Below are 17,661 nucleotides of genomic sequence, written 5' to 3' on the forward strand. Positions count from 1 at the left end.
GTGTTTCACAATGACTAAAAAAACCGGAACCAACGGCATTGCGCTGTCTACGCCTATCGTCCGTAAAGATACCACGATCACCACCGTTATTATCACGGACGAGATCAAGCAGGCTGGCTCCCTGCGTGGCCTGAAACTGGTCAACGTCCTGAACATGGACTTTGATTCCGTGTCCACCCTGCTGACCCGTGTAACCTCTCCGCGCCTCAAGTCCACGGAAATTGATGCGATGGACACGCGCGACTTCATCAAATTCTCTGAGGCGCTTGTGCCTTTTTTGACGCCTGCGGAGTCTGGAGCGTCGAACGAGGCGGAGACGGAGAGCTAGCCACCGTATTGCGGTTCGATCAGATAGACGATCTGGTCGCTGATATCGCAGTTATTTTTAACTGGCCGCCCTCTGAAGTTTTCATGATGGAGTTGGGCGAGGTCATTGCCTGGCGCGAGAGGGCCGCCGCCCGAAGTGGGGCCAGAGACAATGAGTAATCTTAATATCCGCGTCGCGTTCAGCGCGATAAATAAACTCTCCAGTCCGGTTAATGCCGCCCGCCAGAGCGTGGGCGGCTTAGCCGAATCCCTCAAAAAAACACAGTCCGCTATCAAGGATCTCGACAGCCAGGCGAAAGGCTTCAATCGTCTGAAAGATAGCGTGCAAAAAACCTCGACTAAGATCAACGAGACCAGCCGGACGCTGGAGGGTCTTAACAAGGCACAGCGTGACGGCACACAACTGACCGACAAACAGCGCGAACACATGTCGGCATTGGCCGCAAAGCTTGAGCGTCTCAACGCCACCCGCACGAAAGAGATGGAAAAGTTGCGTCTCGCTGGTAATGCGCTGCGCAGTCACGGTGTCTCTCTTGAGGGCGGCAACCGGACGATTGAGAGCGCAATACGCCGGACTGAGCAATACAACCAGACGTTAGACCGCGAACGCCGCCAGCTCGCCGCCCTCACGCAGGCGCAGGCGCGCTACTCCCGCGCGAAAGAGGTTGGCGATAAACTGCAAAGCGCCGGGATGAAAACCACCGCGACCGGCATTGCCACGCTCGCCCCCGTAGCGGCGGCCGTCAAAAGCTACAGCAGCGTGGCGAATGGTGACGATCCCTGGGAGAAACAAAAAAGCGACCTGCTGAGTTTTGCCAACACCGCCGCCATGGCATCGAAAGCGTTCGAGCTGCCCGCTGAACAGCTCTCCGAGAGCCTGGGTAAAATTGCTGGTCTGTACAAGATCCCTATTCAGGATATCGGCAAACTCGGCGACGTTATTAACTACCTCGACGATAACGCCAAATCCAAAGGCTCCGATATTATCGATGTGTTGCAGCGCGTAGGCGGCGCTGCTGACCAGCTCGGTTATCAGAACGCGGCGGCGTTAGGCTCCACATTCCTGAGTCTTGGTGAGCAATCCGAGACGGCAAGTAGCGCCGTCAAAGCAATGGTGCGCGAACTCGGCAACGCTATGGTACAGCCCGACAAGTTTTTTGATGGTCTGAACACGCTCGGCCTTAACGCTGAGAAGGTGCAGCAGGGGATCGCAAAAGACGCCATGGGCACCATCATGACCGTGATGGACGCCACCAAAAAACTCGACCCGGATAAACAACTCAACGTACTCAGCCAACTGTTTGGCGACGAGTACGCGATGGCGATTTCCAAGATCTCTAACAACCTGCCCGAGCTGCGCAGGCAGCTTGAGCTAACCCACACCACGGCATCAAAAGGATCGATGAAGCGTGAGTCTGACATTGATAAAGACTCACTATCGTCGCAATTCCAGATAACCAAAGCCGCCCTCGGCAATGATTTCAGCGCGCTTGGTGAGACGTTGCGCGGGCCGTTGATGGAGATCATGCAGTCTATCGCCCAGGTGTTGCGGTCAATTCGTACCTGGATAGAAGCCAACCCCGAACTCACTGCCAGCATTATGAAATTCGTCGCCGGTGTCGGTATCGCGCTCGCCGTTATCGGCGCGCTCATGATGGCTGTCGGATCGGTAATCGGGCCGCTGGCGCTCATGCGTCTCAGCTTCACCGTGCTGGCCGGTGGTGGTGGGATAGGCAAATTGCTACCCGCGGTTGGTCGGCTTGGCGGTGCGTTCCAGTGGCTCAGTAGTGTAGGCGGCAGCTCACTCACCAGTTTCAGGGGGTGGGGTACCGTGTTTGGCTCTATGTCCTCCGGTATTGGTCGGCTGTCTGGTCTGCTGGCTCCGCTAAGAGGTATGCTGTTTGCGGCGTTTATGTCGCCACTGTCCGCTGTCAGTTCGCTCACTCGCGGTATCGGTGGTCTGGTTTTGCGGCTCAGTGGTCTGCCCGCAATCTGGAGTATGATCACGTCCAGCGTATCACTGCTCGGCGGGGCGCTGTCTTTCCTGCTGAGTCCTGTCGGCATTGTTGGTGCCGTGTTCGTCGGTGCCGCAATGCTTATCTGGAAATACTGGAGCCAGATCAGCGCGTTTTTCTCCGGTGTATTCTCCGGTATCTCCCAGCAGCTCACGCCGCTGCGTGATTCGTTTGCCCGGTTCTCTCCGATATTTGACGCGATTGGCGATGCTATCAGCAGGGTGTGGAACTGGTTCAAAGAACTGTTCACCCCGGTTAACGCCAGCAAGGAGACGCTGGAAAAATGCACCAGTGCAGGCGAGGCTTTCGGTAACGTCCTTGGTGCTGCGTTGCAGCTTGTTCTGACGCCCGCCAACATGTTGCTCGATGCGCTGTCGTGGATACTCGAAAAACTTGGCGTGCTGCCCGGCGAGGCCGAGAAAGCCCGGAAAAATATTGAAGCGGCGCAAAAATCCGCCGTCATTGAAAGCATGGTTCCTGGTCTTGTTACCACGGGCACTGCCGGAAACGGTGCGCTTGGGGTTGCTTCCACGGCTAACGGCTTGACCAGTACTCTCGGCGTTACCTCCGCAGCTAACGGATTAATTAAAACTCTCACGAGCACCTCGCCAGTTGGCGGCGGAACCGGCCACCTCAGCGGCAGCAATGGCAACCTGAAAAAGATCGCTGATAACACTGGCGGCATTCTGAACGAAACCAAAAAGCAACGCGTTGGCCCCGGCGATATTGTGTTTAAAAACCTGCCTCGTGCGCTCGCTGTACGTGGTGAGTGGCAGGAATCACGACTGTCTGGTTCGTCGCCAGTTGGCGCTATCAGCTCCCGGCCCGTGATGGAGGCCGCCTCGCGGCCTGTCAAACAGGCTGAACTTCAGCCGGTTAGTGGGCGAGGTGGTGGCGCGCCCGTTATCGACGCCGGATTCAACGGCGATATACACGTGCATTTGCATGGTGTTGCGCGGCAGGATGCGCGAGAGATTGGCGCGCTCGTCGCTGACGCCGTGAGCGCTGAGCTCGCGCGCCGTGACCGGTTCAGTCGCAGCAGTTTCAGAGATAAAGATTAAGGCGGTTAATCATGATGATGGTTTACGGGATGTTTGTTTTCGAGCTGCGCACATTGCCCTACCAGCAGTTGCAACACACTATCAACTGGCGGCACGTCAAAAACGATCGCATCAACCGATCGGCGGCGTGGCAGTATATTGGCGCTGGTGAAACGCAGATTAACCTGAGCGGCGTTCTCTACCCTGAAATCACTGGCGGTGATGTGTCGCTCGCGCTACTGAGTACGCAGGCGTATACCGGTCGCCCTTGGCCGCTCATCAGTGGAGCAGGGCAGATCTACGGGATGTATGTGATCAGCACTGTTCAGGCGACGCACACGGAGTTTGATCGCTACGGGAAGGCGAAAAAAATCGAGTTTTCGATCAGCTTCCAGCGCTGCGACGAGGATTTACGCGAGCGCCTACAGGCGTCGTCAGTTGGTGACCTGCTCTCCGGTCTGAAAGATAAAGCCACATCCGCCTACAACTCAGCCAGCAGTACGCTATCCAGCTTATTCTGACACCCTCCCAAACCGAAGCGGGTGCAAGCCCGCTTTTATTCAGGACCACACCACCACAATTGACGGTGCTGCAGCACCATCAGAAATGACGTTACTCGATGCGTATGGCCAACACAGTCATCTTTACCCGTGCGTGACGGAATCCTGCTCTTTCGTTGCCGGAAATTTTTTATAGAGTGTTGATATCCCGACATCGTAAATGATGGCAACCCGCTGCCTCGACTCACCGGCCGCTAACAACCGTCCCGCCTGCGCCCATTGTTCCGCCGTCAGCTTCGGCCTCCTTCCGCCGATCCTTCCCTGTGCGCGAGCGGCCGCCAGTCCTGCCCGCGTGCGCTCGACAATCAATTCTCGCTCCATCTCAGCCAGCGCCCCCATGACGTGGAAAAAGAAACGGCCCATTGGCGTACTGGTATCAATGCTGTCTGTGAGGCTACGGAAATTAACACCCTGGTCTCGCAGCGATTCAATCAGTGTCACCAGGTGGCGCATGCTGCGGCCGAGCCTGTCCAGTTTCCAGACGACCAGCGTATCTCCCTGCGACAACGCCCTCATCAACTTCTTTAGCCCCGGCCTCTCTGCCGTTTTGCCACTGATTTTATCCTCAAATATCAGCTCACAACCTGCGCACTCCAGCGCGTTCCGTTGCAACGCTGTGTTCTGGTCATTTGTTGACACGCGAACGTAACCGATCAGCACGATAAATCCCCCTGATAAAAACCGGGATAATGCCAGTTGCTCGATAAATATGCATTTTCAATAACGTTGGTTTGGGAACAGGAGCAAAACGAAACGGAATTACGGCGGTAACAGGGATTTCTGGCAGGGTACCACTCGACTGACTGGTATTCCTGTTGACCTGCGCAAGCTGTGGAACGCTGACGAATGCCCGGTGCCGTTACTGCCGTACCTCGCGTGGGCGCTGTCAGTTGATCGCTGGGATAAAAACTGGTCAGAACAGACCAAGCGTCAGGTGATTAAGGCCGCCTGGAAGGTGCATCGCCTGAAGGGAACGATCGCCGCCCTGCGCCACGTTGTTGAGCCGTTCGGCTACCTGCTACAGGTTATTGAGTGGTGGCAGACTGACGAAACACCAGGAACATTCCGGCTTGTTATTGGCGTGCAGGATCAGGGAATTACCGAGGACACCTATCACGAACTTGAGCGGCTCATTGACGACGCAAAACCAAGGAGCCGACACCTGACGGGACTTTCCCTGTCACTCCAGACTCAGGGGAATATCAACACAGCAGCGTGTTGTTATACCGGCGAAACGCTGACCGTTTATCCGTATTTCCCTGAGACTATTTCCGTTGGCGGTAACGACTATACCGGCGCGGCAACCCATTTAATTGATACCGTGGAGATCGCAAGTGGCGACTAAATATTTCGCCGTCCTCACCAACGTGGGCGCGGCAAAACTGGCGAACGCCGTAGCGTTAGGCGAACAGATTGTGATCACTCAGATGGCTGTAGGCGATGGCGGCGGCGCACTGCCAGCACCAAGCCCGGCGCAAACGGCACTGATAAACGAGCTGCGCCGCGCACCACTCAACACACTGAGCATTGATAAGAACAACGCCAATCAGATTATTGCCGAGCAGGTTATACCGGAGGACGTTGGCGGGTGGTGGATACGGGAGGTCGGCCTCTTTGATCAGGATGGCGATCTCGTAGCTATTGCCAACTGCCCGGAGACGTATAAACCTCAGTTACAGGAGGGCAGCGGACGCGTCCAGACTGTGCGAGTGGTGTTGATCGTCAGCAGCACAGAGGCGGTGACGCTGAAAATTGATCCTGCCGTGGTGCTGGCAACCAGAAAATACGTTGATGACAAAGCAATAGAGGTCAAAGGCTATACCGACAGTGCGCTGAAAGCTCACGTCGATGCCGCAAATCCACACGCTCAATATCCGCTAATCGCTAACGCACTGAGTGAAATGGTAGATGCCGGGCTTGTCGGACAGATTCTCGAAAACCTTGGTTTAGTAACAAACGGTTTAGTCGGGCGATTTATTGGCTTACAGATCATGAAAACTAGCGGCACAGGGAACAGGAGCAAAACGAAACGGAATTACGGCGGTAACAGGGATTTCTGGCAGGGNNATCGAATATGAGAAGCAATATCGCGATGCCGGAACATTTCCAGGCGACGCGGTGTTGATTGATGATGCGATCTCTGAAGAGTTAGTAACAAACGGTTTAGTCGGGCGATTTATTGGCTTACAGATCATGAAAACTAGCGGCACATACGTACCGACACCCGGCACGAAATGGCTGATTGTTGAGTGTGTTGGCGGCGGTGGTGGCGGTGGTGGTAGTCAGGCATCTGCTGCCGGGAGTTGTAGTGTTGGTTCTGGAGGTTCAGAGGGATGCTACGGAAAGTCGCTATTTGAAAATACTGACGATAGCTACTCCGTTATTGTTGGTGCGGGTGGGGCAACCGCAGTGGGTGCAGCAGGCGGTCAGGGCGGAACAACGTCATTTGGAGAGCTAATGGTCGCCGATGGAGGGCTGGGTGGCGGGGTGATGGGTTCTGGCACAGCGGTATATCTTACAGGTATCACCGGGAATACGATACCGGAGGTAACCGGCGCAAATATTACGTCCAGCCGTTACGCAGGGTCGTTTATTTATGCGGTTCGATTGAACTCGACTTATCTTCCAGGAGCGACTGCGGGAGCGGGAGGCCGGTCAGTATTTGGTGATGGCGGTGGCGCTCACACCTCAACTGGCGCTGGTAGTGATGCCAGGTCTTTTGGTGCAGGCGGAAGCGGCGCAAAAAGCGGTGGTAACAACGCAGCGGATGTGGCCTACGCCGGTGGTCGCGGAGGTGATGGCGTGGTTATGGTTTGGGAGTATGCGTAATGAAAGAATTTGCGGTGATTAAAAATGGCCTGGTGGCTAACGTTATCCTGTGGGATGGGGCCGATAATACGTTTGCTGACGGGATTGATGGCGCGTTAATCTCTATCCTTGCCGATACTGCTGTTGGTGCTGGCTGGGGATATGATGGCTCGACGTTTACACCACCACCAGAGCCGGAAAAGACCAAAGAGCAGTTGATTCAGGAAGCCAGTATTAAGAAGGAAGAACTGATTCAGGCGGCTAACGCGTTTATCAATAACAAGCAGTGGCCGGGTAAAGCCGCGATTGGACGTCTGACGGGCGACGAACTGGCGCAGTACAATCTGTGGCTGGATTATCTGGACGCACTGGAGGCTATCGACACCTCCAGCGCACCGGCTATTAACTGGCCTGTTCCCCCGGAGGCGTAGGCCAGACAGGTTTGGCTGTATCGACAGCGTGCAGTTCGTCAATGTAGGCCAGCCAGTTGATGAGGCTGGCCTTTTCATCGTCGGTAATAATTCCCAGCAGCAATTTGCTCTGCCAGTTAATGATTGTGGANNCAGCGCACCGGATATTAACTGGCCTGTTCCCCCGGAGGTGTAGGCCAGTCGGGTTTGGTTGTATCAACAGCGTTCAGAGCGTCAATGTAGGCCAGCCAGGCTATCAGGCTGGCCTTTTCATCGTCGGTAATAATTCCCAGCAGCAATTTGCTCTGCCAGTTAATGATTGTGGACTGCGCTTCGGCCAGTAACCCAGCCTTTCTTAACTCCGCCGCAGCGACCAGTTGTTCCTGAGTTAGCGGCGGAACGTCAATCCACATGGGAAGGCCGTTGCTTCCTGCCGCCCGCATTTTTCCCGCTGGCGCAGGTGCAAGAAACTCTTCAGAGATCGCATCATCAATCAACACCGCGTCGCCTGGAAATGTTCCGGCATCGCGATATTGTTTCTCATATTCGACCGGCAGAAATTCGTTCTGCGTGGCGCTGTAATAATATTTTTTCATTTCAATAACCTATAGCGAGATATNTTCAATAATGATTATTTATTGATCAACTGGCATTATTTCCGCTTTTTAAAGAGGGTTCTGAACAACATAGAATACGTCCCGGTGTTGGCGTACTGCGCGACAAACGAGGTTCTACCCAGGGCTGTCGAGTCAACTACGATTGGGCCAGCAGCGGCAGCTGACGTTAACGGCGTCCCCGCGTTGTTGCCGACGATCTGGAAGCACGCATTTGGAAACGGCACAGGGAAATTGATAGTGGTTGCTGTATTTGGTGAGCTTATTGCTGCCTGCGACCACTGAATCAGTAGCAGTATCTCGCTATCGTTATACGTTACCGGAATTGACACCCTGCCAGAAATCCCTGTTACCGCCGTAATTCCGTTTCGTTTTGCTCCTGTTCCCAAACCAANGGTTTGCGAGAGCCGTCGCCACGGCTTCCGCACCATCGGCGGCGATGTCGGCAAACGGATTGGCCACTGCTTGTTATTGATAAACGCGTTAGCCGCCTGAATCAGTTCCTCTTTCTTAATGCTGGCTTCCTGAATCAGCTGCTCTTTGGTCTTTTCCGGCTCTGGTGGTGGTGTAAACGTTGAGCCGTCATATCCCCAGCCAGCGCCAACAGCAGTATCGGCAGGGATAGCGATTAACGCGCCATCAATCCTGTCAGCAAACGTATTGTCGGCCCCATCCCACAGGATAACGTTAACCACCAGGCCGTTTTTAATCACCGCAAATTCTTTCATTACGCATACTCCCAGACCATCACCACGCCATCACCACCACGGCCACCGGCGTATGCCACGTCTGCCGCATTGTTACCGCCACTTTTTGCGCCGCTACCGCCAGCACCAAACGACTTGGCGTCGTTACCAGCTCCGGCTGAGGTGTGAGATCCGCCACCGTCACCAAATACTGACCGACCGCCCATTCCCGCAGCAGCTCCTGCGAGGTACGTCGAGTTCATTCGAACCGCGTAAATAAACGACCCGGCGTAACTGCTGGACGTGATATTTGCGCCTGTTACTTCTGGAGCTACAGCGCCTGAGATACCCGTCATATTTACCACCGAACCAGACCCCATAACCCCGCCACCCAGCCCGCCATCAGCGACCAGCAGATTTCCAAACGAGGTTGTACCACCCTGACCACCTATCGCACCAACAGCGGTTGTGCCGCCAGCGCCGACAATAACAGAGTAACTATCTGCGGTATTTTCAAATAGCGATTTCCCGTAGCACCCCTCTGAGCCACCAGAACCCAAGCTACAGTTTCCGGCTGTGGATGCCTGGCTACCACCACCGCCACCACCGCCACCAATACACTCAACAATCATCCGTTTTGTGCCTGGTGTCGGTACGTACGTGCCGCTAGTTTTTATAATCTGAACACCGAGCAGACGCCCGATAAAACCGTTTGTTACTAAACCAACGTTTTCAATAATGATTATTTATTGATCAACTGGCATTATTTCCGCTTTTTAAAGAGGGTTAAAAGGTGCTTATAGGCTATGTAAGGGTGTCAACAAATGACCAGAATACCGCTTTACAGCGCAATGCCCTGGAGTGCGCAGGTTGTGAGCTGATCTTTGAGGATAAAATCAGCGGCAAGACCGCCGAGAGACCGGGCCTAAAGAGGTTGATGAAGTCGCTATCATCTGGAGATACGCTGGTAGTCTGGAAGCTTGATCGGTTGGGTAGAAGCATGCGCCACCTGGTGACATTGATTGAGTCGTTGCGAGACCGTGGGGTTAATTTCCGTAGCCTGACGGATAGTATTGACACCAGCACACCTATGGGCCGTTTCTTTTTCCACGTCATGGGAGCGCTGGCTGAAATGGAAAGAGAGCTGATAGTCGAGCGCACACGGGCAGGATTAGCGGCCGCTCGTGCAGAAGGGCGAATCGGAGGACGACGCCCAAAGCTATCGCCCGAGCAGTGGGCACAGGCTGGTAGGTTGATAGCTGCAGGTGAGTCTAGGCAGCGAGTGGCTATAATCTACGACGTCGGGGTGTCTACGTTATATAAAAAATTCCCTTCCCGAGCAGTATAGTTCTGTTTCTTTGTTATATTACGGTAATCAAAAACTTAGCGAGGATATAGTATGGCGGTTAAACAATATGGAATCATGCCGGAGTTTCCTAAACTTGTTGCGATGTTAAGAGGATCTACTAACCGCCATTTTGTTTTTGGTATCGACTGGTGGCACAAAAGCATCGTTATTTTCAGGGATGGTAACCTACAGATTGTTCCAATCGAGCTGGTGAAATTCGTTGATCCCACGGAAGAAGAAGTCGAAATGATGAGTAATATGCAGAAAGCTCAAGAGGCTGCAGCAAGGTAGTCTCTCATTGCGGCGATATTTTTTGCATTATGCATTTTTTTGCATTTCCCCATATTTTTGTGCGTGCAAAATCTCCCGCTTCTTCATGCAAAAAATTTCGCGGCGCTACAGATCCCCTCCGAAACCTTAGGTGTAGCAAAAACCAGAGCCTGGTGTCACTAACAACAAAAAAAGCCCGGAAGCTTTCGCCGCCGGGCCGTATTGCAGGTGTGGTCTTACTTTTTTTATGCTGTTTTCGTACGAATCAGATAATCAAACGAGCTCAGAGAGGCTTTTGCGCCTTCGCCGGTCGCGATGATGATCTGCTTATACGGTACGGTGGTGCAGTCGCNGCGGTTGCGTTCGATAGCGCCGTCCAGCCAGGTGGTGTTCGGCAGCAGACCAATCTGGACGAAGATCCCGGACAGCGCCACGTGGTGAGCGTCGCCGCTGACGCGGTCGCGATACTCAAGCCCCGTTACTTTGCTGCCATCGCCCTTCACTTCCGTGGTCTGCGCATTCAGGATGATATCGACGTTTTTCAGGCTGCGGACTTTATCCTGCAACACCTGGTCTGCTTTCATTTCCGGGGCGAATTCCAGCAGCGTGACATGTTCTACGATACCCGCCAGATCGATCGCCGCTTCAACGCCGGAGTTACCGCCGCCGATGACCGCCACGCGCTTGCCTTTAAACAGCGGGCCGTCACAGTGCGGGCAGTAGGTGACGCCTTTGGTGCGATACTGATCTTCACCCGGCACGTTCATGTTGCGCCATTTCGCCCCGGTCGCGATGATAATGCTGCGTGCTTTCAGGATGGCACCAGACGCGGTTTCAATCTGATGCAAACCACCTTCCTGCTCCGCCGGAACCAGCTTGCTGGCGCTCTGGCTGTCGATGACATCCACTTCATAATCCGAAACGTGAGCCTTCAGCGCACCCGCCAGTTTCTGACCTTCGGTTTTCGGTACAGATATGTAGTTTTCGATATCGACGGTATCCAGCACCTGTCCGCCGAAGCGTTCGCCCATCAGGCCGGTACGGATCCCTTTACGTGCGGAATAGACTGCCGCCGCGGCACCCGCAGGGCCGGAACCGACGATCAGCACGTCGTACGCCTNACGAACACTGCCGGAACGCCCATTACGTTGCGATCGGTGATTTCGTTCTGGAACGTGCCGCCATCAATCGCCGTGTGCTTGATGCGCGGGTTCAGCACCGCCATCAGGTTCAGCGCCTGCACCACGTCCGGGCAGTTGTGGCAGGAGAGTGAGTAATAGGTTTCAAATTCAAAATCGCCGTCGATCTCGCGGATCTGCTCCAGCAGCGCCTGCGCTTCTTTCGACGGATGCCCACCGGTCCACAGTAGCGCCAGTACCAGTGAGGTAAATTCATGGCCGAGCGGCGAGCCGGCAAAACGCGGCCCCTGCGTTGAGCCCGGGTTGGTAATCAGGAATGACGGTTTACGCACCGGCAGACTATTGTCTTCTTTAAAGGTCACCTGTGGTGACAGCTCGGCGATCTCAGCCAGCAGTTCCTTGATTTCTGCCGATTTACCGCTGTCATCCAGCGTGGCAATCAGCTCAACAGGTTTTGTCAGTTTCTCAAGGTAGGCCTTGAGCTGGGTTTTCATATTTGTGTCGAGCATGTCCAATCTCCTGCTTGAAAAACATCATCATGCAAGCTGCCTCGTTTGGGCGGCCTGATACAACTTGCATGATGGTGCTGGAATTAAATGGGCGCATATGCGCCCATCATTAAAAAGCGATTTCCTGGGTATTACGCGCCATAGCGGCTATGGCGTGAAAGACGACGGAAATTTAGATCTTACCAACCAGATCCAGTGATGGCGCCAGGGTCGCATCGCCCTCTTTCCATTTCGCCGGGCACACTTCGCCTGGGTGAGAAGCAACATACTGCGCTGCTTTCACTTTACGCAGCAGGTCAGACGCATCGCGGCCGATACCTTCAGCGGTAACTTCGATTGCCTGGATAATACCCTGCGGGTCAACAACGAAAGTGGCACGATCAGCCAGGCCTTCATCTTCACGCATGTTGTCAAAGTTACGGGTCAGGGCGCCAGTCGGGTCACCAATCATCGCGTATTTGATTTTAGCGATGGTTTCAGAGCTACCGTGCCATGCTTTGTGGGTGAAGTGGGTATCGGTAGACACAGAGTAAACGTCTACGCCCAGTTTCTGCAGTTCTTCGTAATGATCTGCAACGTCGCCCAGCTCAGTCGGGCAAACGAACGTGAAGTCAGCCGGGTAGAAGAAGAAGACGCTCCAGCGGCCTTCGGTATCTTTCTCGGTTACTTCGATGAACTCACCGTTTTTGAACGCCTGGTTTTTGAAAGGTTTGATTTTGGTATTAATTAAGGACATCTATACTTCCTCCGTGTTTTCGTTGAGTTGTAAGGTAACGAACTTTTATCGGCTCGGCTAATGCGTTTCCATTATCAAATCAATAAGCGTTAGCTAACAACGCGACCCTCTACTGACGAAAAGTAAAAAGGCCACCCTTTCAGGTGGCCCCGTTACCTGAACACCCAGGGGGAGATTCAGCGCCAGTCAGACTGGCTATGCGTTGCGCTCTACATTACCTTAGCAAAGGTCGTAACAGCGTCTGGGATTACAACATCCGACCTCTGAAAGGGCAATCCATCGGCGGCGGGACTTACCTATGGCTGTGATAGGCGTGACCATTAATGCTTGTTACCCATTGATTCATAAGGATGACCATGATTAAACGTACCCTACTTATCGGACTGATCCCATGGTGGGTGTCCGCTCAGGAACTCCCCGAGGCAGTGAAAGCCATCGAAAAACAGGGCATTACGATTGTTAAACCGTTTGATGCACCGGGCGGCATGAAAGGGTATCTCGGCAAATATCAGGATATGGGCGTGACTATCTACGTAACCCCGGACGGTAAGCACGCTATCTCGGGTTATATGTACGATGACAAAGGGGCAAACCTCAGCGAGCAGATCATCCAGAAAGAGATCTATGCGCCGGCGGGTCGCGAAATATGGCAGCGCATGGAAAACGCCCGCTGGATCCTTGACGGCGAAAAAACGGCGCCGACGGTGATCTACGTCTTTGCCGATCCCTTCTGTCCTTACTGTAAGCAGTTCTGGAAACAGGTGCGTCCTTGGGTGGAATCCGGAAAGATTCAGCTCCGTACGTTGCTGGTAGGGGTGATTAAACCAGAAAGCCCTTCCACTGCCGCCGCCATTCTCAGCGCAGACGATCCGGCTAAAACCTGGCATGATTACGAACAATCGGCAGGTAAATTGACGCTGAACGTGCCGAAATCCATCCCCCCCGCGCAGATGAACGAGCTAAATGAAAACCAGAAGCTAATGGACGATCTCGGCGCCAACGCCACGCCCGCTATTTATTACATGAATAGCGAAAAAGAGCTTCAGCAGATAGTCGGGCTACCCGATAGCGCGCAGTTAAAAGCCATGCTTGGCGAAAAACCATAGAGAACAATGAGATAGTTTTCACGGGTGATATTATTCACCTGTGAAAACAGGCTACAAATGTTCCTTAGCAAATTTTCATTTATCGAATATAATGATTTATAAGGCTTTATTACTGACCAAATGATTTATTTCAGTTCACCAGGAACGGTGACCCCTCGTCTCATTGATGCGATTGCCCGCTGAAGGAAAAAAAATGGCTAACCTCTACGATCTTAAAAAATTCGATCTCAATCTTTTAGTAATTTTTGAATGCATTTATCAGCATCTGAGTATCAGTAAAGCGGCCGAAACGCTGTTTATCACACCTTCTGCTGTCAGCCAGTCGTTGCAACGCCTGCGCAATCAGTTTAACGATCCGTTATTTATTCGCTCCGGTAAAGGCATTACACCCACCACCGTTGGCACGAACCTGCATCGATATCTTGAGAACAATCTCAATCAAATCGAGCAAACCATCAATATTATGCATAGCTCAGCGTTGAAAAAGCAGTTTATTATCTACTGCTCTTCGTTAATCCTTGCTGGCGGAATGCTCGATCTTATTACCACTTTGCGTAAACAAAACGACTACGAAATAGAGCATCACGATATTTTTGTTACGCCCGAATCCGCAGAGGATTTACTCGCCTGGCGCAAAGCGGATTTGATTATTTCTATTTTTCCGACCAATAACCATTCGGTGATTTCTGAACATTATATGAGTACGCCTGTGATCCTCGCCTGTCGCAAAGGTCACCCGCGAATGGGCGATTATGCTGGTCTTTCCGCGTTGCGCGATGAGGAATTTACCTATTACTTAACCGATGAACCTGGCGCCAAACAGATGCGCGATTTCACAGATGCGCAGTTCCCGGAACGTAAATGTACGTTTCGCAGCGATTCGCTCATTTCCATTATTAATATGGTAGCTAATACTGATATTCTGGGTTTAATTCCCAAGCTGGCCTTTGATTATTACAAAGATACGTTGCAACTGAGAGAAATAAAAACCTCGCTAACGCTGCCGGAAATCAACTTATATATGATGTATAATCGCGCGTCGCTGGCCAGCGATTCATTTGCGACATTCATTAATCAAATCAAGAAATAGCTCCCTTCTTAAAAGCATTCACTCAAAGAATGCTTTTATTTCCCTTAATTCACTTGATTAATATTAAATAAAAATTAACAGCGAATATTTGTCATAATAAAAACTCGCTATATTATAAGGAACTCTGGATCCACACTTGTACGGAAACTGACCATGTCAATATACAAATACCCACTCAGCCAGAACGTGCTGGATGCTGCCACCGAACGCATTTCATGGGCGCTGAATAATTTACCCAAAGTCTGCATCTCTTTTTCCGGCGGAAAAGACTCCACCGTCATGCTGCATATCGCAGCATTACAGGCACGCAAGCTGAATAAAAAAATCTCGGTGTTATTTATCGACTGGGAAGCGCAATTTTCCGCGACAATTAACCATATTGAAGCCATGCGCGTGCAATATCAGGATGTTATTGACAATTTCTGGTGGGTTGCGTTGCCGCTAACCACGCAAAATTCCCTGTCACAGTTTGAGCCAGAATGGCAGTGCTGGCAGCCGGGAACGCCCTGGGNCTTCGAAGCGTTTGTACGTCAGTTTGCCGACTGGTTTGCCGGTAATCGCCCGGCGGCGATGCTGGTGGGGATCCGTGCCGATGAATCCTACAATCGCTTTTTAACCATCGCCTCCGCCCGCAAACAACGTTTTGCAGACGATAAACCCTGGACCACTATCGCTCCGGGCGGCCACACCTGGTACGTCTACCCCATCTACGACTGGAAAACCGCCGATATCTGGACCTGGTTTGCAAAAACAAAGTTGAACTACAACCCCTTGTATAACCTGATGTATCAGGCCGGTGTTCCCTTCCGCTATATGCGCATTTGCGAACCCTATGGCCCGGAACAGCGCCAGGGACTTTGGCTCTATCACGTCATCGAACCTGAGCGCTGGGCCGCCATGTGCCAGCGTGTCAGCGGCGCCCAGAGCGGAGGCCAGTACGCCGGGCAGGACAATCAATTCTACGGTCATCGTAAACTCGATAAACCTGCTAACCATAGCTGGCAAAGCTATGCGCTTTTTTTACTGGAAAGCATGCCGCAGAAAACAGCTGAACATTACCGAAACAAAATCGCGGTTTATCTGCACTGGTATCAGAAAAAAGGGGAACAGGTTCCGGATACGCAGCATGGCGATATTGGCTCGAAAGATATCCCCTCATGGCGGCGGATCTGCAAGGTACTGCTCAACAACGACTACTGGTGCCGGATGCTCTCTTTCAGCCCCACCCGGCCTGAACATTACAACCGCTATAACGAGCACATGAAGAAAAAGCGCAAGGAATGGAACATCTTATGCAACAACAATTAATGCAACAGCTGGAGCGCTATCTGGACTCGCTTGGCGAAGAGGAACGTATCGACGCCATTAATCAGTTTCGGCTGGCGATTCATCGGCATAGTCCGTTTCAGGACCAACCGGTGGATTGCGTTCTGTGGGTTAAGCAAGAAAACGTTTCTCCCAACGACTACAACCCCAATAACGTGGCACCTCCCGAGCGACGATTGCTGCAAAAATCGCTTGAGGCGGATGGGTTTACCCAACCGGTGGTCGCGGTACAGCGCGGAAGAGCGCGTTATGAGATTATCGACGGCTTCCACCGTCAGGAGCTGGCAAAAACGAAAAACGTGTTAAAAGAGCAACTTAAGGGATATCTGCCCGTCACCTGTCTGCGCGACAGCGACAACCAGTCTGCCTCGGGTATGGCATCGACGATTCGCCACAACCGGGCCAGAGGCCGCCATCAGATTAACGCTATGTCTGACATTATCCGTGAGCTTGCCCAACTGGGGTGGAGCGATGAAAAAATCGGCAAGGAACTGGGGATGGACAGCGACGAAGTGCTGCGTCTGAAACAGATAAGCGGCCTGCTGGAGCTGTTTGCAGACCGCAATTTTTCCGGCGCCTGGACCGTTAAGTAACCCCCATTTTACAGCCCGTTATCCACTTACGCTGAACGTCTCTGCAGCATTGCTGAGACGTTTGCGAGCCGCGTCGCATCGCGATTTTTCTCTGCTTTACCCCTCCGATTTTCCGCCTTAGGCTCCGCATCATTAGTTAATACAACAAAAGCTAATTATCTAATGATTTACTTATGTTTCGCGACGCGATATGCTGGAGGTGTTGGATGAAGTTTGTCTGGTCGAGAGCTGCCTGGAAGCAGCTAATGAGAATTGACTGTCGTTATCGTCAAAGAGTGAAAGACAGGCTGGTTGATATCGGTGACGGCAACGCGCCACCGCCCGATATAAAAAGATTATCGCACCCCGAAGGGCACTTCCGGCTGCGAGTGGGTGATTATCGGGTCATCTTTGAGATGCAGGGGGAACTGCAGGATATTTGCTACATCGTGGCAGTACACCGCCGTACCTCCACCACGTATTTGCATGAGGAGTGTGCTACTTATGGATGTTCAGTTTATTAAAGACGGAAACGGTGAACCGCAGTTTGTCGTCATTCCTTACGATCTCTGGTTTCGCCTGCGCCTTGGGCAAGCGGCGATGGAAGGCAGAGAAGAAGAAGGCTGGGAAGAGATCCCTTATGAGCCTGACGAGTACGACGACGTTGGCATCCCAAACCATATCGTCAACATAATGGATGCAGAAGGCGTAAGCCTGCAGGCCGCCTGGCGTATTGCCTGTGGCTTGTCACAGCAGGAAGTGGCAGAAAAACTGGGAATTACGCAATCCGCGGTGTCACAACTGGAGTCACCAGACTCACGTCCGCAGAAGCGTACCCGTGAGAAACTGGCGGCCATCTACGGCTGCACGCAGGCGCAAATAAGCCTGCGCATTTAACAGCAGCGGGCGCCGCCTTTGCCACCGTAGCGCGCATCCTGGCGGTCACGGAAAAAGGCTTCGTAGGTCATGGGTGTCTGGTCCGGGTGATTCACTCGCATATGCTCGACGTAGTTATCATAGTCGGGCACGCCGACCATCATCTTTGCCGCCTGGCCCAGGTATTTTCCGGCTTTTGAAAGCGTGTCGAACATAACAGCTCCGGTCT

The 17,661-nt window shown here is 52.8% G+C and carries 22 protein-coding genes and 2 pseudogenes; 16 read left to right on the forward strand and 8 right to left on the reverse strand.

Going from position 1 to position 17,661, the window contains the following annotated elements; all coding sequences use genetic code 11:
* Window positions 1-10 precede the first annotated feature (10 nt).
* Genes GM30_RS15650 through GM30_RS15665 form a run of 4 tightly spaced genes read left to right on the forward strand, consistent with a single transcriptional unit; the run spans window position 11 to window position 3,903 of the window.
* Window positions 11-328: a hypothetical protein gene (locus GM30_RS15650; protein ID WP_049849366.1), complete on the forward strand. Its 318-nt coding sequence runs from the start codon at window positions 11-13 to the stop codon at window positions 326-328.
* A gap of 8 nt (window positions 329-336) precedes the next feature.
* Entirely contained in the window at window positions 337-486 is a 150-nt protein-coding gene (locus GM30_RS15655; protein ID WP_049849367.1) for a GpE family phage tail protein, read from the forward strand.
* The gene (locus GM30_RS15660) at window positions 479-3,403 is read left to right on the forward strand and encodes a phage tail tape measure protein (RefSeq protein WP_049849368.1); all 2,925 of its coding nucleotides are present in this window, start codon (window positions 479-481) and stop codon (window positions 3,401-3,403) included. The genes GM30_RS15655 and GM30_RS15660 overlap by 8 nt, the downstream gene beginning before the upstream one ends.
* An 11-nt stretch (window positions 3,404-3,414) precedes the next feature.
* Window positions 3,415-3,903, forward strand: a complete 489-nt coding sequence (locus GM30_RS15665; protein ID WP_049849369.1) for a phage tail protein — start codon at window positions 3,415-3,417, stop codon at window positions 3,901-3,903.
* 123 nt (window positions 3,904-4,026) lie between these two features.
* Here the strand turns inward: GM30_RS15665 and GM30_RS15670 are convergent, their stop codons facing one another.
* Window positions 4,027-4,602: a recombinase family protein gene (locus GM30_RS15670; protein WP_049849370.1), complete on the reverse strand. Its 576-nt coding sequence runs from the start codon at window positions 4,600-4,602 to the stop codon at window positions 4,027-4,029.
* Between the two features lie 139 nt (window positions 4,603-4,741).
* Between GM30_RS15670 and GM30_RS15675 the strand changes: the two genes are divergently transcribed.
* The 4 genes and pseudogenes from GM30_RS15675 (at window position 4,742) to GM30_RS15690 (ending at window position 7,181) form a co-directional block, all read left to right on the forward strand.
* Window positions 4,742-5,287 (forward strand): phage tail protein I, encoded by a 546-nt coding sequence (locus GM30_RS15675; protein ID WP_072094140.1) that lies wholly within the window; start codon window positions 4,742-4,744, stop codon window positions 5,285-5,287.
* Window positions 5,277-5,838, forward strand: a pseudogene (locus GM30_RS15680) (phage tail protein); the annotation flags it as partial. The gene GM30_RS15675 and the pseudogene GM30_RS15680, both read left to right, overlap by 11 nt.
* A gap of 222 nt (window positions 5,839-6,060) precedes the next feature.
* Window positions 6,061-6,771 (forward strand): glycine-rich domain-containing protein, encoded by a 711-nt coding sequence (locus GM30_RS15685; protein WP_049849372.1) that lies wholly within the window; start codon window positions 6,061-6,063, stop codon window positions 6,769-6,771.
* A complete protein-coding gene (locus GM30_RS15690; protein ID WP_049849373.1) occupies window positions 6,771-7,181 on the forward strand; it encodes a tail fiber assembly protein in 411 nt (136 codons plus the stop codon). Before GM30_RS15685 ends, GM30_RS15690 begins: the two co-directional genes overlap by 1 nt.
* Here GM30_RS15690 and GM30_RS24700 read toward each other — a convergent pair.
* From GM30_RS24700 to GM30_RS15705, 4 genes are all read right to left on the reverse strand, one after another.
* Entirely contained in the window at window positions 7,153-7,284 is a 132-nt protein-coding gene (locus tag GM30_RS24700; protein WP_338011790.1) for a tail fiber assembly protein, read from the reverse strand. The two genes, GM30_RS15690 and GM30_RS24700, sit on opposite strands and share 29 nt — an antisense overlap.
* 43 nt (window positions 7,285-7,327) lie before the next feature.
* Window positions 7,328-7,756 (reverse strand): tail fiber assembly protein, encoded by a 429-nt coding sequence (locus tag GM30_RS15695; RefSeq protein WP_049849374.1) that lies wholly within the window; start codon window positions 7,754-7,756, stop codon window positions 7,328-7,330.
* Window positions 7,757-7,812: 56 nt separating this feature from the next.
* Entirely contained in the window at window positions 7,813-8,502 is a 690-nt protein-coding gene (locus tag GM30_RS28030) for a gp53-like domain-containing protein (protein WP_049849375.1), read from the reverse strand.
* On the reverse strand, window positions 8,502-9,206 hold the full coding sequence (locus tag GM30_RS15705) for a glycine-rich domain-containing protein (RefSeq protein WP_476691152.1): 705 nt from the start codon (window positions 9,204-9,206) through the stop codon (window positions 8,502-8,504). Before GM30_RS15705 ends, GM30_RS28030 begins: the two co-directional genes overlap by 1 nt.
* A 47-nt stretch (window positions 9,207-9,253) precedes the next feature.
* Between GM30_RS15705 and GM30_RS15710 the strand changes: the two genes are divergently transcribed.
* Window positions 9,254-9,808, forward strand: coding sequence for a recombinase family protein (locus GM30_RS15710; RefSeq protein WP_049849377.1), 555 nt, complete (start codon window positions 9,254-9,256; stop codon window positions 9,806-9,808).
* A gap of 51 nt (window positions 9,809-9,859) precedes the next feature.
* On the forward strand, window positions 9,860-10,099 hold the full coding sequence (locus GM30_RS15715; RefSeq protein WP_049849378.1) for a hypothetical protein: 240 nt from the start codon (window positions 9,860-9,862) through the stop codon (window positions 10,097-10,099).
* A gap of 224 nt (window positions 10,100-10,323) precedes the next feature.
* Here GM30_RS15715 and GM30_RS15720 read toward each other — a convergent pair.
* Both GM30_RS15720 and ahpC read right to left on the reverse strand, forming a co-directional pair.
* Window positions 10,324-11,726 (reverse strand): annotated as a pseudogene (locus GM30_RS15720) (alkyl hydroperoxide reductase subunit F).
* A 172-nt stretch (window positions 11,727-11,898) separates the two neighbouring features.
* Window positions 11,899-12,462 (reverse strand): alkyl hydroperoxide reductase subunit C, encoded by a 564-nt coding sequence (gene ahpC / locus GM30_RS15725; RefSeq protein ID WP_049849379.1) that lies wholly within the window; start codon window positions 12,460-12,462, stop codon window positions 11,899-11,901.
* A 356-nt stretch (window positions 12,463-12,818) separates the two neighbouring features.
* On the opposite strand from ahpC, the gene dsbG reads away from it, so the two are divergent.
* The 6 genes from dsbG (at window position 12,819) to GM30_RS15755 (ending at window position 17,453) form a co-directional block, all read left to right on the forward strand.
* The gene (gene dsbG / locus GM30_RS15730; RefSeq protein WP_049849380.1) at window positions 12,819-13,568 is read left to right on the forward strand and encodes a thiol:disulfide interchange protein DsbG; all 750 of its coding nucleotides are present in this window, start codon (window positions 12,819-12,821) and stop codon (window positions 13,566-13,568) included.
* A 193-nt stretch (window positions 13,569-13,761) separates the two neighbouring features.
* On the forward strand, window positions 13,762-14,658 hold the full coding sequence (citR, locus tag GM30_RS15735) for a DNA-binding transcriptional repressor CitR (RefSeq protein ID WP_049849381.1): 897 nt from the start codon (window positions 13,762-13,764) through the stop codon (window positions 14,656-14,658).
* A gap of 153 nt (window positions 14,659-14,811) precedes the next feature.
* Window positions 14,812-15,966 (forward strand): phosphoadenosine phosphosulfate reductase, encoded by a 1,155-nt coding sequence (locus tag GM30_RS15740; protein WP_049849382.1) that lies wholly within the window; start codon window positions 14,812-14,814, stop codon window positions 15,964-15,966.
* On the forward strand, window positions 15,951-16,577 hold the full coding sequence (locus GM30_RS15745) for an IbrB-like domain-containing protein (RefSeq protein WP_049849383.1): 627 nt from the start codon (window positions 15,951-15,953) through the stop codon (window positions 16,575-16,577). Before GM30_RS15740 ends, GM30_RS15745 begins: the two co-directional genes overlap by 16 nt.
* 206 nt (window positions 16,578-16,783) lie before the next feature.
* Complete coding sequence (locus GM30_RS15750; protein WP_049849384.1) at window positions 16,784-17,080, forward strand: type II toxin-antitoxin system RelE family toxin; 297 nt, start codon at window positions 16,784-16,786, stop codon at window positions 17,078-17,080.
* Window positions 17,061-17,453, forward strand: a complete 393-nt coding sequence (locus GM30_RS15755; RefSeq protein ID WP_049849385.1) for a helix-turn-helix domain-containing protein — start codon at window positions 17,061-17,063, stop codon at window positions 17,451-17,453. The genes GM30_RS15750 and GM30_RS15755 overlap by 20 nt, the downstream gene beginning before the upstream one ends.
* Here GM30_RS15755 and GM30_RS15760 read toward each other — a convergent pair.
* Window positions 17,450-17,647, reverse strand: a complete 198-nt coding sequence (locus tag GM30_RS15760) for a YbdD/YjiX family protein (protein WP_038159427.1) — start codon at window positions 17,645-17,647, stop codon at window positions 17,450-17,452. The genes GM30_RS15755 and GM30_RS15760 overlap by 4 nt on opposite strands.
* Between the last annotated feature and the right edge of the window lie 14 nt (window positions 17,648-17,661).

This window comes from Trabulsiella odontotermitis, assembly GCF_001188485.1.
Lineage (GTDB): Bacteria > Pseudomonadota > Gammaproteobacteria > Enterobacterales > Enterobacteriaceae > Trabulsiella > Trabulsiella odontotermitis_A.

Bases quoted from the DNA above. Each gene is read 5' to 3' on its own strand.
- GM30_RS15650 (WP_049849366.1), top strand. From the start codon at position 11: ATGACTAAAAAAACCGGAACCAACGGCATTGCGCTGTCTACGCCTATC.
- GM30_RS15660 (WP_049849368.1), top strand. From the start codon at position 479: ATGAGTAATCTTAATATCCGCGTCGCGTTCAGCGCGATAAATAAACTC.
- GM30_RS15665 (WP_049849369.1), top strand. From the start codon at position 3,415: ATGATGATGGTTTACGGGATGTTTGTTTTCGAGCTGCGCACATTGCCC.
- GM30_RS15690 (WP_049849373.1), top strand. From the start codon at position 6,771: ATGAAAGAATTTGCGGTGATTAAAAATGGCCTGGTGGCTAACGTTATC.
- GM30_RS15695 (WP_049849374.1), bottom strand. From the start codon at position 7,756: ATGAAAAAATATTATTACAGCGCCACGCAGAACGAATTTCTGCCGGTC.
- GM30_RS15715 (WP_049849378.1), top strand. From the start codon at position 9,860: ATGGCGGTTAAACAATATGGAATCATGCCGGAGTTTCCTAAACTTGTT.
- ahpC (WP_049849379.1), bottom strand. From the start codon at position 12,462: ATGTCCTTAATTAATACCAAAATCAAACCTTTCAAAAACCAGGCGTTC.
- dsbG (WP_049849380.1), top strand. From the start codon at position 12,819: ATGATTAAACGTACCCTACTTATCGGACTGATCCCATGGTGGGTGTCC.
- citR (WP_049849381.1), top strand. From the start codon at position 13,762: ATGGCTAACCTCTACGATCTTAAAAAATTCGATCTCAATCTTTTAGTA.
- GM30_RS15745 (WP_049849383.1), top strand. From the start codon at position 15,951: ATGCAACAACAATTAATGCAACAGCTGGAGCGCTATCTGGACTCGCTT.
- GM30_RS15750 (WP_049849384.1), top strand. From the start codon at position 16,784: ATGAAGTTTGTCTGGTCGAGAGCTGCCTGGAAGCAGCTAATGAGAATT.
- GM30_RS15755 (WP_049849385.1), top strand. From the start codon at position 17,061: ATGGATGTTCAGTTTATTAAAGACGGAAACGGTGAACCGCAGTTTGTC.
- GM30_RS15760 (WP_038159427.1), bottom strand. From the start codon at position 17,647: ATGTTCGACACGCTTTCAAAAGCCGGAAAATACCTGGGCCAGGCGGCA.